The following is a 14,615-nucleotide window of genomic DNA, read 5'->3' on the forward strand; positions in this document are numbered from 1 at the left end:
TGTGCTCTACCCGAGCGCTCGCAGCTCGCGCCGCAGCACCTTTCCGGTGGCGGTCATCGGCAGTGTCTCCGCGAACTCCACGAAGCGCGGGTATTCGTGGGCGGCGAGTTGCACCTTGACGAACTCCTGGATCTCGCGCGCGAGTGCGTCGCCGGCGGCGAAGCCCGGGCGCAGCACGATCCAGGCCTTGATCGATTCAGTGCGGATCGGATCGGGAATGCCGACCACCGCCGCCATCGCCACCGCCGGGTGCTTCATCAGCGTGTGCTCGATCTCGGAAGGACCGACGCGATAACCGGCGGTGGTGATGACGTCGTCCTCGCGGCTCACGTACCAGAAGTAACCGTCCTCGTCCTGCACGCCGAGATCGCCGGTGAGCAGGAACTCGCCAGCATATTTCTTCGCCGTCGCCTCCGGATTGCGCCAGTATTCCAGCATCGTGCAAGGACAGGGTTGGCGCACGCCGATGATGCCGCGCTGGCCACGTGGCTGCTCCTCGCCTCTGTCGTTGACGATGCGAACATCGAAACCCGGCGTCGCCTTGCCCATCGAACCGGGGCGGATCGAAAACAGATTCGCGTTGCTGCCGATCACGAGATTGCATTCGGTCTGGCCAAACACCTCGTGCGCGTCGACGCCGAAAGTCTCGCGCACCCAGCCGAGCAGCTCGCCGCCGAGGGACTCGCCGCCGGTAAAGATGCTGCGCAGCTTGACTCCGGAATGCGTCACGCCGGCCTGCCGCATCAGCTTCAGCGCGGTCGGCGGCAGGAAGACATTGCGCACGCCGAGATCGGCCATCATCTGCATCGCCGCTTGCGGCTCAAATTTTCGCGCGCGGTGGCCGACCAGCGGAATGCCGTGATACCAGAACGCGAACAGGCCGTTGATGAGGCCACCGATCCAGGCCCAATCCGCCGGCGTCCACATCAGATCGCCGGGGCGCGGCAGGAAGTTGTGGCACATCTCGACATTGGGGAGATGCCCGAGCACGACGCGGTGTGCGTGCAGCGCGCCCTTCGGATTGCCCGTCGTGCCCGAGGTGTAGATGATCAGCGCGGGATCGTCAGCAGACGTGTCCACCAGCCTGAAGTCGGGCGATGCAGCCTTGACCGAATTCCAGAACGATGTCGTGCCCGCCGGCGTTCGTTCGCCAACGATGTAGACATTCTTCAGCTCCGGCAGACGGTCGCGAATCTTCGAAAGCTTCTCCCAGCCCGCCTTGTCGGTGACGATCGCCTTGGCCTGCGAGTTCGACAGACGGAATTCCAGCGCGTCTTCGCCGAACAGCGCGAACAGCGGAATGGAGATCATCGCCGAACGGAACGCGGCCATGTGCGCGATCGGCAGCTCCAGCGACTGCGACAGGAACACCGAGACGCGGTCGCCGCGGGCAAGACCATCTGCCTTCAGCACATTGGCGAAGCGGCGCGACATCTCCGCAACTTCGTCAAAGGATGTGCGCGTGATGGCGCCGTTCTCGTCGACATAGACCAACGCGAGCCGGCCGGTGCCGTCGGCGTGGCGATCGCAGCAAGCCTCCGCCAGGTTGAAGCGCGCCGGGATCTCCCAGTGGAAATTGCTGTAGAGTTCGTCATAGGTGTTGGCTTCAGTGAGCATGGTCGTTTCCCGGCAGCGTCGTCTTGACCGGACTTGTCCCGGCCATCCACGTTCTTGTTTGACCTGAGTTTAAGGACGTGGATGCCCGGGACAAGCCCGGGCCTGACGGAGAATGCGTCTCAGCGCACCGTCCGGAAGAACTTTCTGACCTCGCCGACATACAGCTCCGGCTGCTCGAATGCGGCGAAATGGCCTCCCTTCTCCATCTCGCTCCAATGCGTGATGTTGTGAAAGTTCGGCTCCATCCAGCGCCGCACCGGCGTGATGATCTCCTTGGGGAAGACAGCCACGCCCGTCGGCACCTTGACGACGGGCGAGGTCCGGCGCTTGCCGAAGCTTTCCCAATAGAGCCGCGCAGACGAGGTCGCCGTCTCCGTCGCCCAATAGAGCATGACGTTGTCGAGCAGTTCGTCCTTGGTGAAGATGTTTTCGGGATGACCGTTGCAATCGGTCCAGGCCCAGAATTTTTCCAAAATCCAGGCCGCCTGTCCGCTCGGCGAATCGGTCAGAGCGTAACCGAGTGTCTGCGGCCGCGTCGATTGCTGCTTCGAATAGCCGGAGTCGAGGTCGACATAATGCTTGAGGCCGGCGAGCGCGCGTTTCTCTTCCGGTGTCGGTTCGCCCTCGACCTTCGGCGCGGCGTTGAAGGCGAGCGTGATGTGGATGCCGGTGCAATGCTCGTCATCCTGCATGCCAAGCGAGGTCGTCACCGCCGAGCCCCAGTCGCCGCCCTGCGCGCCATAACTGATATAGCCGAGCCGGTCCATCAGCTTGGCCCAGGTCGCGGCGATACGATCGACGCCCCAGCCGGTGGTGTTCGGCTTGCCGGAGAACCCAAAGCCCGGCAGCGACGGACAGACGACGTGGAAAGCATCGGCGGGATTGCCGCCATGCGCGACAGGATCGACCAGCGGCGCGATCACCTTCTGGAATTCGACGATCGAGCCGGGCCAGCCATGGGTGATGATCAGCGGCAGCGCCGACGGCTCCTTCGAGCGCGCATGCAGGAAGTGGATGTCGAGCCCGTCGATCTCGGTGGTGAACTGCTCGAAGCGGTTGAGTTTTGCCTCGCGCGCGCGCCAGTCATAGCCATCGGCCCAATAGGCGCAGATCTCCTGGATCCATTTCAGCGGCGCACCTTGGCTCCAGTCGTCGACCAGCTCCGCCTCCGGCCAGCGCGTGCGGGCGAGGCGCGATTTGAGGTCGGTGAGAATGTCGTCGCTGATGGCGATGCGAAACGGCTTGATGGCAGTCATCGGTTGCTCCCGATTTGTCTATCGGGAGAGAGTAGACCGAACGGGCGCCGCATCAAAGGTGCACCCTTCTTCCTTGTGGGAGAAGGTGGCGCGAAGCGCCGGATGAGGGGTTTCTGTCGGCAAATTCTTGTCGTGAGAGTGGCACACGCGGAGCGAGCCCCCTCACCCGTCTCGCCGCTACGCGGCGATCCCCCCTCTCCCACAAGGGGAGAGGGCAAGAACTAGCCCGTCAGAGCAGCCTTCACCAAACCGGAAGCCTTGCCGAAATCCATCTGGCCGGCGTACTTCGTCTTCAGCACGGCGATCACCTTGCCCATGTCCTTCATGCCGGCGGCGCCGGTCTCGGCGATGGCATCCGAGATCGCCTTCTTGACGTCGTCGTCCGACATCTGCTTCGGCAGATACGCCGAGATCACCGCGATCTCCTCGCGCTCCTGCGCCGCGAGCTCGGCACGGCCGCCCTTCTCGTAGAGCTCGACCGATTCCTGGCGCTGCTTGATCATCTTCTGAAACACGCCGAGCAGGTCCGCGTCCGAGAGCGGCGGCTTGCCGCTGCCGCGCGCCTCGATGTCGGCGTTCTTGATGGTCGAATTGACCATGCGCAGCGTGGACAGCTTGCGCTCTTCCTTGGCCTTCATGGCCTCCTTGACCGCATTGTTGATGTCGTCGCGCAGCATGATCGTGCTCCCCTAGCATATCCGAGGCCTGATCTAGGCCGTTCGCGGCCCTGAGACAACCGGGGGGCCCAGCCATTCGACCAGCGCGCGTACCGTCGCCGCGGGCTGCTCCGGCTGCGGCAGGTGTCCGCAATCCTCCAAAACGACGAGCCTTGCACCGGCAATGCCCTCCGCCATCTCCTTCGAGAGTGCGTTGGGAATCGTGTTGTCCGCATCGCCCGTCAGCACCAATGTCGGGCATTTGATCGTCGCAAGCGTCGGCCGTGAATCCACCCGCGCGATGATCGCGGTCTGCTGTCGCAGATAGCCTTCGACGCCGACGTCCTCGCCCTGCTCATGCACGAGCTGGCGAATACCGGCATCGTCGCGGCGCGACGGATGCACCAGTTCGGGAAACATCTCCTCGCGCGCGGCACGCAGCTCGCCGCGCCTAGCCCGCTCCATCAGGCCACGGCGGCGCGCGGTCGCCTCCTCCGTGTCGGGCCGCGCCTGAGTGTTGATCAATGCCAGCCTGGCCACCCGCTCGGGCGCCTGGCGCATGATCTCGAGCGCGATATAGCCGCCCATGGAATGGCCGGCGAGCGCGAAGCGCGGCGGCGCCTCGCTCAGCACCCGCCGGGCGATCGCCGCCATGTTGTCATCGCGAATATGGTTGGCGACCATCACCGGGCCGAACCGCCACAGCGCCGGGATGACCGGCGCATAGATCCGGGCCGAGGAGGCTAATCCCGGAACCAGCAGAATCGGTGTCGTCTGGTCCATTGTTGCCTCCCAAGCCCCGGAATTGGTCGGAAATTATGCTGCGGAGCTTAGGGGCCCAAGGCGACCTGTCAAATATGCAAAAACGCATGTGAATCGGCGCATCTCCGCTTTGACGCCGGCGCCCGCGGGGACTATGAACCGGGCTCATGACACAACATGATAACGATCACGCCTGGCCGGACCACAAACCGACCGCGCTGTTGGTGCTTGCCGATGGCACGGTGCTGGAAGGCTTTGGCCTCGGCGCCGAAGGCCAAGCCGTCGGCGAGGTCTGCTTCAACACCGCGATGACCGGCTACGAGGAGATCCTCACCGATCCCTCCTATGCCGGCCAGCTCATCACCTTCACGTTCCCGCATATCGGCAATGTCGGCACCAATGACGACGACATCGAGACGGTGAACATGGCCGCGACGCCCGGCGCGCGCGGCGTGATCCTGCGCACCGCGATCACCGATCCCTCGAACTACCGCGCCACCAAGCACCTCGACCAGTGGCTGAAGGCCCGCGGCATCATCGGCCTGTCCGGCATCGACACCCGCGCGCTGACCGCGCTGATCCGCAACAAGGGCATGCCCAACGCCGTGATCGCACACGCCAGGGATGGCGAGTTCGACCTGCACGGCCTGAAGGAAGAAGCGCGCGAATGGCCGGGGCTCGAGGGCATGGACCTCGTTCCGATGGTCACCTCCGGCCAGCGTTTCACATGGGACGAAACGCCCTGGCTCTGGGACAAGGGCTTTGGCCGTCAGGACAAGCCTGAGTTCAACGTGGTCGCCATCGATTACGGCATCAAGCGCAACATTCTGCGCCTGCTCGCCGGCGTCGGCTGCAAGGTCACGGTGGTGCCGGCAACGACGTCATCCGAGGACATCCTGGCGATGAAACCGGACGGCGTGTTCCTGTCGAACGGTCCCGGCGATCCGGCCGCGACCGGCAAATATGCCGTGCCCGTGATCCAGGACGTGATCAAGTCGGGCACGCCGACATTCGGAATTTGTCTCGGCCATCAGATGCTCGGCCTCGCCGTCGGCGCCAAGACCAAGAAGATGCACCAGGGCCATCACGGCGCCAATCATCCCGTGAAGGACGAGACCACCGGCAAGGTCGAGATCACCTCGATGAACCACGGCTTTGCCGTGGACGAGAGCACCCTGCCGACCGGCGCGACGCAGACCCACATCTCGCTGTTCGACGGCTCCAATTGCGGCATCCAGCTCGACGGCAAGCCGGTGTTCTCGGTGCAGTACCACCCCGAGGCCTCGCCGGGTCCGCGCGACTCGCACTATCTGTTCCAGCGTTTTGCGGATCTGATGCGGCAGAACAAGAGCGCGTAAGGCGCGCGCGCTCTTTCGCAATTAACGTCATGACAAAGAGCCCAGGCCTGGTCCCGGGCTTTTTTCGTGAAAGGAACGCCGCTTAGCTCCCTTCGTTGATCCCTGCTACGCTCACGCAGGAGCCCCTTATGTCCGTCGTCCGCGACAATGCCGAGCCGCTCGCCATCGTGTTTGAGGATGACGGGCTCGTGCCGAACAATATCCTTCCCTTCCTGGTCTACCAGGCCGCGGTGAAGCTCGATTCCAGACAGCCGGAAGAGACGATCGAACGCTTGTTCGAAGCGAACGGCTGGGGCGGCACGTGGCGCAATGGCGTCTTCGACTATCTGCATTATCACGCGACGGTGCACGAGGTGCTCGGCGTTGCGCGTGGCAGCGCGCGCGTCCGCTTCGGCGGCGACCATGGCCAGGAGCTGGAGATCAAGGCCGGCGACGTCGCGATCCTGCCCGCCGGCACAGGTCACCAGCGCATCAAGGCGAGCGAGGATTTCTGCGTGATCGGCGCTTATCCGCCGGGTGCGAAGATGGAGATCACCCGCGCAACGCCGGAGAACCACGCGAAAGCGCTGAAGACGATTCCAAACGTCGCGCTGCCGCCGGCCGATCCGGTGACGGGGAAGGATGGGGCGTTGATGCGGTTGTGGCGGTAGCTACAAAGACGGTGCAGTAGGGTGGGCAAAGCGAAGCGTGCCCACCAAACAGTTTGAACTGCGGATAGATGGTGGGCACGGCGCGCGAAGAGCGCGCCTTTGCCCACCCTACGACAGCGTCACCTACGCCTCGTTCGCACCTTCCTGTCTTGTGGCTTCGAACAGGAACCAGGTACGGCGTTCGGTCTCGTCGATGAAGTTTTCGAGGATGCTGGCGCTGGCGACGTCACCGGCGTCGTCGCAGACCTCGTGTGCCTTGCGCATTGCGGCGGCGACATGCTTGTTGTCCTGCATCAACTCGCGCAGCATCTCGCGCGGCGGGACATAGTCTTCATTGTTGTCCTTGATGGTCTGAAGCTTGGCGATCTGCCCGATCGACTTCAGCGTGACGCCGCCGATCTTGCGGACGCGCTCGGCGAGCTGGTCGGTGGTGGCGAAGATCTGGTCGGACTGCTCGTCAAGCAGCAGATGATAATCGCGGAAATGCCGGCCGCTGATGTGCCAGTGGAAATTCTTGGTCTTCAGATACAGCGCGAACGCGTCGGCCAGAAGCACGTTGAGCGCCTCCGAAACCTTGTTGACCGCCTGGGACGACAGATCGGTGGGTGTATCGAGGTCGGGCGAGACCTTTTGTGGGGCTTTGCTCACGGGAAACCTTCCTGTTAGGACGCAAACATTGACGGCGCGCCGCCGCACCCCTAACGCAGGCGGGCAGCGCCGGTTCCTTCAGCGGAACCGTTTGGCCGGGGACCTCGACGACCATGGACGATTGGATCGATTACTACGACTCGACGCACACGATCTATGTCAGCAAGCTGCATCGCGACTTGCACTTCCAGATCATCGCGCGGGACATCATCGGCTACATTTCTTCGCCCGAGGCGACCGTGCTCGACTATGCCTGCGGCGAGGCGCTGTCGGCGAGCCAGGTCGCGGCTGTCTGCGGCAAGCTGATCCTCGCCGAGCCCGCGCCCGGCGTGCGCGGCCGGTTGATCGCGCGGTTTGCCCCGAACACGAAAATCCGCGTCCGCTCGCTCGATGACGTCCACAACATGCAGGAGCAGTCGATCGATCTCGTCGTGATGAACTCGGTCGCGCAATACATGGCGCCGGACGAGCTCGACGCAGCGCTCCTCAACTTCCGCCGCATCCTGAAGCCCTCCGGCAAGCTGGTGCTCGGCGACATCCTCCAGCCCAATGTCGGCATGTTCAGGGACGTCACAGCGCTACTCAGCTTCGGCCTTCGTCACGGCTTTTTGAAAGATGCGCTGATCGGGCTGATCAGCACCGCATTGTCGGATTACCGTCAGCTGCGCACGCGCATCGGGCTGCAGCGCTACAGTGAGGAGGAGATCACCGCCAAGCTCAAGACCGCCGGCTTCACGGTCCAGCGCGCTCACCGCAATATCGGCCACAATAGCTGGCGCATGACGTTCGTCGCGCGGCCGCCATTAGTTCGGTAAACCTCTCGGATTCGGTAAGCTTCCTGAGTTCGTTAAGCATAACGTCTGCCTGAGGTGGCTTGTCGCACCCCGATCAGTAATGATCGCCGCGGCCCGGTGGCGGAAGTGTCTACGCGAGGGCGATGCATCGCTCTTTATCCTGGTTCAAATCCAGGCCGGGTCTCCACGCTTCGCCCCTGCGGGGCTACGCGTGGCGCAGCCACGCGAGACCCGAAGGGGCGAAGCGTGTCCGGCGTAGCTGGAGCGAAGCGCAAGCGAAGACGGACTGGCCGCCCAATCCTCAATCAGCCTCAACCAGATCGTGCTCCGACAGCAGCCGCAGCCGGTCGGCATCCTTTGCCGCGGACGTGATGACTGCATCGAGCAGGCCCGGAAAGCGTGCGTCCAGATCCGCGCGGCGCAGCCGCACGAACCGGTTGGTGCCGGCGACGCGGGTCTGCATCAGGCCGCATTCGCGTAGCTTGGCGAAGTGATAGGCAAGATTCGACTTGCCGCTGAGCGCGTTGAAGTCGCCGCAGCACAGCTCGCCGCTGACAGGTTCCTGCTGGGCGAGCTGATACACAATCGCCAATCTGATCGGATCGCTCAGGCAATCCAGGACCATCGGCAGTTCGATCTGCTCGCGGGTGGGGTGAGGAGGCGTGCGGCTCATGGTCTGAGATCATAGCGAAATGGCCTCAATGTTCAATAGTTCTTGAACCAATTGACTCGCGACCCGGTCCCACCCATAGTTCAATAAACGTTGAACATAGGGATTTTCCTGATGAGCGTATTCTGGCTGGCCTGGGCGGCCTTTGCGATCGGCACGGAAGGCTTTGTCATTGCTGGGCTTTTGCCGTCTATCGCAACCGACCTGGCGATTTCCGTCCCCGCCGCCGGCCAGTTGGTCACGGCCTACGCCCTCACCTACGCGGTCGGCTCGCCGATCCTGGCGGTGACGCTGAACAATATCGACCGCCGCACCGTGCTGGCCCTGGCGCTATCGACTTTCATTGCCGGAAACCTCGCGGCCATGGTGGCGTCGAATTACGCCCTGTTGCTGGCCTCGCGCATGCTGATGGCGTTAGGCTCCGGGCTGTGCATGCCGACCGCGCTGGCCGTATCCGTGGCCGTCGCCGCGCCGGAGCGGCGCGGCCGCGCGGTGGCGCTCGTCACCTCAGGCCTCACGGTTGCGACCGTCATCGGCGTTCCCCTCGGCAATCTCGTCGGCAGCCTACTCGGCTGGCGCGCGACCTTTGCCATGGTCGCCCTGATCGGCGCCGTTGCGCTCGCCGGCCTCCTGCTCGGCCTGCCCCGCGGCCTGCCGCGCAACACAGCCTCGCTCAGCGATCGGCTGGCGGTGGCGCGTCACCGCAATGTCCTGGTCGCGCTTCTGATCACGATTTTATGGGCGCTCGGCGGCTTCACCGTGTTTACCTATTTCGCGGTCCCGCTGCACGGCCTTGGATTCGACGCCTCGCAGATCAGCCTCGCGCTGCTGGTGTTCGGCGGCGCGGCCGCGATCGGCAACATGCTCGGCGGCGTCCTGGCCGACCGGCTCGGCACGCTCGCCACAGCAGGTCTCGGGCTTGCCGGCATGGCCAGCGCGCTGATCCTGCATTCGCTGGTCCTGAAGCTGATGCCGGGACAGGCGCGTTATGCGGTGCTGGGCGCGATCTTCCTCTGGGGCATCTCGGGATGGGCGTTCTACCCGGCCCAGGTCGCCAGCATCATCCGGATTGAGCCGCAGGCCTCGATGATCGCGCTCTCGCTCAACGCCTCGGCCATGTATCTCGGCTTTGCGATCGGCGGAGCCTTGGGCGGCGCCGTGCTTGCGGCGTGGAGCCCGGCGGATCTGGGCTGGGTCGGCGGATTGAGCGTTTCGGCGGCTCTTCTGGTCCATCTCGCCCGCGGCTGGCAGGCCCGGCCAAAACCCGTCAAAATTGCCGGTTGATGGGCGTTTTTCGGGGTTTCGCCGCCCTGAAAACTGGTCTAAGACCCACCCCGCGCGCGAGGGGGACCAACGCGCTCTCGGCCAAAGGGACGCGCAGCAGGCGCGCCCTTTTTTTGTGCCCAAATTCCACTTCGGCGAGAGTTGATGCCCAAACGTACAGACATCACCACCATCCTGATCATCGGCGCCGGTCCCATCGTGATCGGCCAGGCCTGCGAGTTCGACTATTCGGGCACCCAGGCGGTGAAGACGCTGAAGGAAGAGGGCTATCGCATCGTCCTCGTCAATTCCAATCCGGCCACCATCATGACCGACCCGGAATTGGCCGATGCGACCTATATCGAGCCGATCACGCCCGAGATCGTCGCGAAAATCATCGAGAAAGAACGTCACGTCATTCCCGGCGGCTTCGCGCTGCTGCCGACCATGGGCGGACAGACCGCGCTGAACTGCGCGCTGTCGCTGCGCCAGCAAGGCACGCTCGACAAGTTCGACGTCGAGATGATCGGCGCCACCGCGGACGCGATCGACAAGGCCGAGGACCGCCAGCTGTTCCGCGAGGCCATGACCAAGATCGGGCTCGAGACGCCGAAGTCGCGGCTCGCCAACGCCTCCGCCCTGAAGAAGTCCTTCCGCGACAAGTACCAGGCCGATCGCGCAAAGGCATCGGGCGCTGCGCTCGAAGAACTCGAGCGGCAGTGGACGCTCGGCGAGAGCGACCGCCGCAAGCGCTATCAGGAATATGCGCTCGGCCAGGCGCTGATGGCGCTGTCCGAGATCGGCCTGCCCGCGATCATCCGCCCGTCCTTCACCATGGGCGGCACCGGCGGCGGCATTGCCTACAACAAGGAAGAGTTCCTCGATATCATCGAGCGCGGCCTGGATGCGTCTCCCACCAACGAAGTGCTGATCGAAGAATCCGTGCTCGGCTGGAAAGAGTACGAGATGGAGGTGGTGCGCGACAAGAAAGACAATTGCATCATCGTCTGCTCGATCGAGAACCTCGATCCGATGGGCGTGCACACCGGCGATTCCATCACGGTGGCGCCGGCGCTGACGCTGACCGACAAGGAATACCAGATCATGCGCGACGCCTCGCTGGCGGTGCTGCGCGAGATCGGCGTCGAGACCGGCGGCTCCAACGTGCAGTTCGGCGTCAATCCCGAAGACGGCCGCATGGTCGTCATCGAGATGAATCCGCGCGTGTCGCGTTCCTCCGCCCTGGCTTCGAAAGCCACCGGCTTTCCGATCGCAAAGGTCGCCGCCAAGCTTGCGGTCGGCTACACGCTCGACGAAATCGCCAACGACATCACCGGCGGCGCCACGCCGGCCTCATTCGAGCCGACGATCGACTACGTCGTCACCAAGGTGCCGCGTTTCGCCTTCGAGAAATTCCCCGGCGCCTCCACCACGCTGACCACGTCGATGAAGTCGGTCGGCGAAGTCATGGCGATCGGCCGCACCTTCCAGGAAAGCCTTCAGAAGGCCTTGCGCGGGCTCGAGACCGGCCTCACCGGACTCGACGAGATCGAGATCGAAGGTCTCGGCCGCGACGATGACAAGAATGCGATCCGCGCCGCGCTCGGCACGCCGACACCGAACCGGCTGCTCCAGGTCGCGCAGGCGATGCGGCTCGGCTGGTCGGACGAGGAGATCTTCAATTCCTGCAAGATCGATCCGTGGTTCCTCAGCGAGATGCGCGGCATCGTCGACATGGAAGCGAAGGTCCGCAAGAACGGCCTGCCGGGCAACGCCTTCGGCATGCGCACGCTCAAGGCCATGGGCTTCTCCGATGCCCGGCTTGCGGTGATCGCGGAGACGACGGAGGCGGAAGTCACGGCGAAGCGCCACGCGCTCGGCGTTCGCCCCGTCTACAAGCGCATCGACACCTGTGCGGCCGAGTTCGCTTCGCCCACGGCCTACATGTACTCGACCTATGAGGCGCCGTTCGCGGGCGCGCCTGCGGACGAGAGCTCGCCGTCCGACAAGAAGAAGGTCATCATCCTCGGCGGCGGCCCGAACCGAATCGGCCAGGGCATTGAATTCGACTATTGCTGCTGTCACGCCTGCTTCGCGCTGCACGACGCCGGCTACGAATCCATCATGGTCAACTGCAACCCGGAGACGGTGTCGACCGACTACGACACTGCGGACCGGCTCTATTTCGAGCCGCTCACCGCCGAGGACGTGCTGGAGATCATCGCAAAGGAACGCACGAACGGCACGCTGCACGGCGTAATCGTGCAGTTCGGCGGCCAGACCCCGCTCAAGCTCGCGCGCGCGCTGGAAGCCGCCGAAGTGCCGATCCTCGGCACCTCGCCCGACGCCATCGACCTTGCGGAAGACCGCGACCGCTTCAAGCGGGTGCTCGACAAGCTGCGGCTGAAGCAGCCCAAGAACGGCATCGCCTATTCGGTCGAGCAAGCGCGCCTGGTCGCGACCGATCTCGGCCTGCCGCTGGTGGTGCGCCCGTCCTACGTGCTCGGCGGCCGCGCGATGCAAATCATCCGCGAGGAGAACCAGCTCAGCGATTACCTGCTCGGCACGCTGCCGGAGCTGGTGCCGGGGGACGTCAAGGCGCGCTACCCGAACGACAAGACCGGCCAGATCAACACCGTCCTCGGCAAAAACCCGCTGCTGTTCGACCGCTATCTGTCCGATGCGACCGAGATCGACGTTGACTGCCTCTGCGACGGCAAGGACACCTTCATCGTCGGCATCATGGAGCACATCGAGGAAGCCGGCATCCATTCCGGCGACAGCGCCTGCTCGTTGCCCCCGCACTCGCTGGACGACAAAATGATCGAGGAGCTGGAGCGGCAGACCCGCGAGCTGGCGCTCGGCCTCGACGTCGTCGGCCTCATGAATGTGCAATACGCCATCAAGGACGGCGAGATCTACGTGCTCGAAGTCAATCCGCGCGCCTCGCGCACCGTGCCCTTTGTCGCCAAGGTGGTCGGTACGCCGGTCGCGAAGATCGCGGCGCGTATCATGGCCGGCGAGAAGCTTGCCGATTTCAAGCTGAAGAAGGCGAAATTCGACCATGTCGGCGTGAAGGAATCGGTGTTTCCGTTCGCCCGCTTCCCCGGCGTCGATACCGTGCTCGGCCCCGAGATGCGCTCGACCGGCGAGGTCATGGGCATCGATCGCTCCTTCGCGGTGGCGTTCGCCAAGAGCCAGCTCGGCGGCGGCACACGAGTGCCGCGCAAGGGTACGGTGTTCGTCTCGGTTCGCGAGAGCGACAAGACGCGCATCACCGAGGCCGTTCGCGAGCTGCATTCGCTCGGCTTCAAGGTGCTGGCGACATCGGGCACGGCCCGCTTCCTGACCGACCAGGGCATCCCGACCGAGAAGGTGAACAAGGTGCTGGAGGGCCGGCCGCACATCGTCGACGCCATCACCAATGGCGAGGTCCAGCTCGTCTTCAACACCACCGAAGGCCCGCAGGCGCTCGCCGACAGCCGTTCTCTGCGGCGCGCGGCCCTCTTGCATAAAGTGCCGTATTACACCACTCTTTCCGGGGCCGTGGCGGCCGCGCAGGGCATCCACGCCTATCTGGGCGGGGACCTTGAGGTTCGGACCCTGCAGAGCTACTTTTCGGAAACCTGATCGCGAGCGGGAGGCCCAACCTTCCGCTAAGTGATTGGCGATGAAGCCACTATGGCCGGAGGAACTGTCCGGCCATATGGTTGTTCTGTTCCGGCGCCAAGCCCATATGAACGTTCGGCGGCACGCGCGTTGAGCCCCCGGACAGACTGACGAATCAAGTTGCGTGCGCGTTGACATGTCAGGGCGCGCGCGACCGAAGGACGAGAGAAGAGATGGAAAAGGTACCGATGACTGCGGGCGGCTTTGCCGCGCTCGGGGAAGAACTGAAGAAGCGCCAGTCGGAGGACCGTCCGCGGATCATCGAGCATATCGCCGAGGCGCGCTCGCACGGAGACCTGTCGGAGAACGCGGAATACCACGCCGCGAAGGAAGAGCAGTCCCACAATGAAGGCCGCATCGCCGAGCTCGAGGACAAGCTCGCGCGCGCCGACATCATCGACATCTCGAAGCTGTCCGGCGACACCATCAAGTTCGGCGCGACCGTGACACTGGTCGACGAGGACACCGAAAAGAAGACGGTGTGGCAGATCGTCGGCGAGGTCGAGGCCGACGCCAAGAAGGGCCGCATCTCCATCACCTCGCCGCTCGCGCGCGCGCTGATCGGCAAGAAGAAGGGTTCAACCGTCGAGGTCAACGCACCCGGCGGCGCCAAGGCTTATGAGATTACCAAGGTGGAGTGGCGGTAACGATTTGCCGTTGCGTGTGATTTGAAAAAGGCCGCGCACTGCGCGGCCTTTTCTGTATCTGCGTGTTGCTCGCAATGACGGAGGAGACGCTACCTTCGTCCCCTCACGTCGAGCGGCACGGCCGCCTCGTATTTCGAATTGTGCAGCACCAGCGAGGTCCGCACGTTGCGGACGTGCGGGGCGGCGGTCAAATGGGTGACGAAATCCTGGAAGGTGGCCATGTCGGGTGCGACGCATTTCAGGATGAAATCGACTTCGCCCGACAGCATCCAGCACTCGCGCACCAGCGGCTCGGCGCGGACGAACTCCTCGAAGGCGCGCAAATCCGCCTCGGCCTGGCTGGAGAGGTGCACTGCGGCAAACACCGTGACGTCGAAGCCGAGCTTGCGCGCGTCCAAGAGCCCGCGATAGCCATGGATATACCCCTCCTCCTCCAGCGCCCGGACTCGGCGCAGGCAGGGCGGTGGCGAAATGCCGACGCGCTTGGCCAGCTCGACATTCGTGATTCGACCGTCGGCCTGAATCTCGGTGAGAATTTTCAGGTCGATCTCGTCTAGGTTCCGCGACACGTGATTGGAACTCCTGGCCTTTGCGGCGGTATTGGTGGCTCTGTCGCAATCCTCAT

Annotated in this window: 12 protein-coding genes and 1 pseudogene; 6 read left to right on the forward strand and 7 right to left on the reverse strand. The window is 64.0% G+C overall.

Features of this window, described 5'->3' with window-relative positions:
- Positions 1 to 6 precede the first annotated feature (6 nt).
- The 4 genes and pseudogenes from IVB45_RS31625 to IVB45_RS31640 all read right to left on the reverse strand — a co-directional run.
- Positions 7 to 1,617, reverse strand: coding sequence for an acyl-CoA synthetase (locus tag IVB45_RS31625; RefSeq protein ID WP_247358021.1), 1,611 nt, complete (start codon positions 1,615 to 1,617; stop codon positions 7 to 9).
- Between the two features lie 119 nt (positions 1,618 to 1,736).
- Positions 1,737 to 2,873 (reverse strand): epoxide hydrolase family protein, encoded by a 1,137-nt coding sequence (locus IVB45_RS31630; protein ID WP_247358020.1) that lies wholly within the window; start codon positions 2,871 to 2,873, stop codon positions 1,737 to 1,739.
- 221 nt (positions 2,874 to 3,094) lie between these two features.
- The gene (locus tag IVB45_RS31635) at positions 3,095 to 3,550 is read right to left on the reverse strand and encodes a GatB/YqeY domain-containing protein (protein ID WP_007614677.1); all 456 of its coding nucleotides are present in this window, start codon (positions 3,548 to 3,550) and stop codon (positions 3,095 to 3,097) included.
- Between the two features lie 33 nt (positions 3,551 to 3,583).
- Positions 3,584 to 4,324, reverse strand: a pseudogene (locus IVB45_RS31640) (alpha/beta hydrolase); the annotation flags it as partial.
- 134 nt (positions 4,325 to 4,458) lie between these two features.
- On the opposite strand from IVB45_RS31640, the gene carA reads away from it, so the two are divergent.
- On the forward strand, positions 4,459 to 5,649 hold the full coding sequence (gene carA / locus IVB45_RS31645; RefSeq protein WP_027565314.1) for a glutamine-hydrolyzing carbamoyl-phosphate synthase small subunit: 1,191 nt from the start codon (positions 4,459 to 4,461) through the stop codon (positions 5,647 to 5,649).
- Between the two features lie 128 nt (positions 5,650 to 5,777).
- Positions 5,778 to 6,299 (forward strand): hypothetical protein, encoded by a 522-nt coding sequence (locus tag IVB45_RS31650; protein WP_247358018.1) that lies wholly within the window; start codon positions 5,778 to 5,780, stop codon positions 6,297 to 6,299.
- Between the two features lie 123 nt (positions 6,300 to 6,422).
- Here the strand turns inward: IVB45_RS31650 and IVB45_RS31655 are convergent, their stop codons facing one another.
- Positions 6,423 to 6,947, reverse strand: a complete 525-nt coding sequence (locus tag IVB45_RS31655; protein ID WP_027565316.1) for a DNA starvation/stationary phase protection protein — start codon at positions 6,945 to 6,947, stop codon at positions 6,423 to 6,425.
- 113 nt (positions 6,948 to 7,060) lie between these two features.
- Between IVB45_RS31655 and IVB45_RS31660 the strand changes: the two genes are divergently transcribed.
- Positions 7,061 to 7,762, forward strand: a complete 702-nt coding sequence (locus tag IVB45_RS31660) for a class I SAM-dependent methyltransferase (protein ID WP_247282519.1) — start codon at positions 7,061 to 7,063, stop codon at positions 7,760 to 7,762.
- A 280-nt stretch (positions 7,763 to 8,042) separates the two neighbouring features.
- Here IVB45_RS31660 and IVB45_RS31665 read toward each other — a convergent pair whose 3' ends face one another.
- Entirely contained in the window at positions 8,043 to 8,414 is a 372-nt protein-coding gene (locus tag IVB45_RS31665) for a helix-turn-helix transcriptional regulator (protein ID WP_247358017.1), read from the reverse strand.
- Between the two features lie 111 nt (positions 8,415 to 8,525).
- Between IVB45_RS31665 and IVB45_RS31670 the strand changes: the two genes are divergently transcribed.
- The 3 genes from IVB45_RS31670 to greA all read left to right on the forward strand — a co-directional run bounded on the left by IVB45_RS31670 (position 8,526) and on the right by greA (position 13,990).
- Positions 8,526 to 9,695, forward strand: coding sequence for an MFS transporter (locus IVB45_RS31670; RefSeq protein WP_247358016.1), 1,170 nt, complete (start codon positions 8,526 to 8,528; stop codon positions 9,693 to 9,695).
- 144 nt (positions 9,696 to 9,839) lie between these two features.
- Positions 9,840 to 13,304: a carbamoyl-phosphate synthase large subunit gene (gene carB, locus IVB45_RS31675; protein ID WP_247358015.1), complete on the forward strand. Its 3,465-nt coding sequence runs from the start codon at positions 9,840 to 9,842 to the stop codon at positions 13,302 to 13,304.
- A 212-nt stretch (positions 13,305 to 13,516) separates the two neighbouring features.
- Positions 13,517 to 13,990, forward strand: a complete 474-nt coding sequence (gene greA / locus IVB45_RS31680; RefSeq protein WP_007596674.1) for a transcription elongation factor GreA — start codon at positions 13,517 to 13,519, stop codon at positions 13,988 to 13,990.
- Between the two features lie 89 nt (positions 13,991 to 14,079).
- Here the strand turns inward: greA and IVB45_RS31685 are convergent, their stop codons facing one another.
- Positions 14,080 to 14,559, reverse strand: a complete 480-nt coding sequence (locus tag IVB45_RS31685; protein ID WP_007596676.1) for an Lrp/AsnC family transcriptional regulator — start codon at positions 14,557 to 14,559, stop codon at positions 14,080 to 14,082.
- Positions 14,560 to 14,615 lie beyond the last annotated feature (56 nt).

The organism is Bradyrhizobium sp. 4 (assembly GCF_023100905.1).
Lineage (GTDB): Bacteria > Pseudomonadota > Alphaproteobacteria > Rhizobiales > Xanthobacteraceae > Bradyrhizobium.

Excerpts from the sequence above, each read along its gene's own strand:
- IVB45_RS31625 (WP_247358021.1), bottom strand. The coding sequence starts at position 1,617 with ATGCTCACTGAAGCCAACACCTATGACGAACTCTACAGCAATTTCCAC.
- IVB45_RS31630 (WP_247358020.1), bottom strand. The coding sequence starts at position 2,873 with ATGACTGCCATCAAGCCGTTTCGCATCGCCATCAGCGACGACATTCTC.
- IVB45_RS31635 (WP_007614677.1), bottom strand. The coding sequence starts at position 3,550 with ATGCTGCGCGACGACATCAACAATGCGGTCAAGGAGGCCATGAAGGCC.
- carA (WP_027565314.1), top strand. The coding sequence starts at position 4,459 with ATGACACAACATGATAACGATCACGCCTGGCCGGACCACAAACCGACC.
- IVB45_RS31650 (WP_247358018.1), top strand. The coding sequence starts at position 5,778 with ATGTCCGTCGTCCGCGACAATGCCGAGCCGCTCGCCATCGTGTTTGAG.
- IVB45_RS31660 (WP_247282519.1), top strand. The coding sequence starts at position 7,061 with ATGGACGATTGGATCGATTACTACGACTCGACGCACACGATCTATGTC.
- IVB45_RS31665 (WP_247358017.1), bottom strand. The coding sequence starts at position 8,414 with ATGAGCCGCACGCCTCCTCACCCCACCCGCGAGCAGATCGAACTGCCG.
- IVB45_RS31670 (WP_247358016.1), top strand. The coding sequence starts at position 8,526 with ATGAGCGTATTCTGGCTGGCCTGGGCGGCCTTTGCGATCGGCACGGAA.
- carB (WP_247358015.1), top strand. The coding sequence starts at position 9,840 with ATGCCCAAACGTACAGACATCACCACCATCCTGATCATCGGCGCCGGT.
- greA (WP_007596674.1), top strand. The coding sequence starts at position 13,517 with ATGGAAAAGGTACCGATGACTGCGGGCGGCTTTGCCGCGCTCGGGGAA.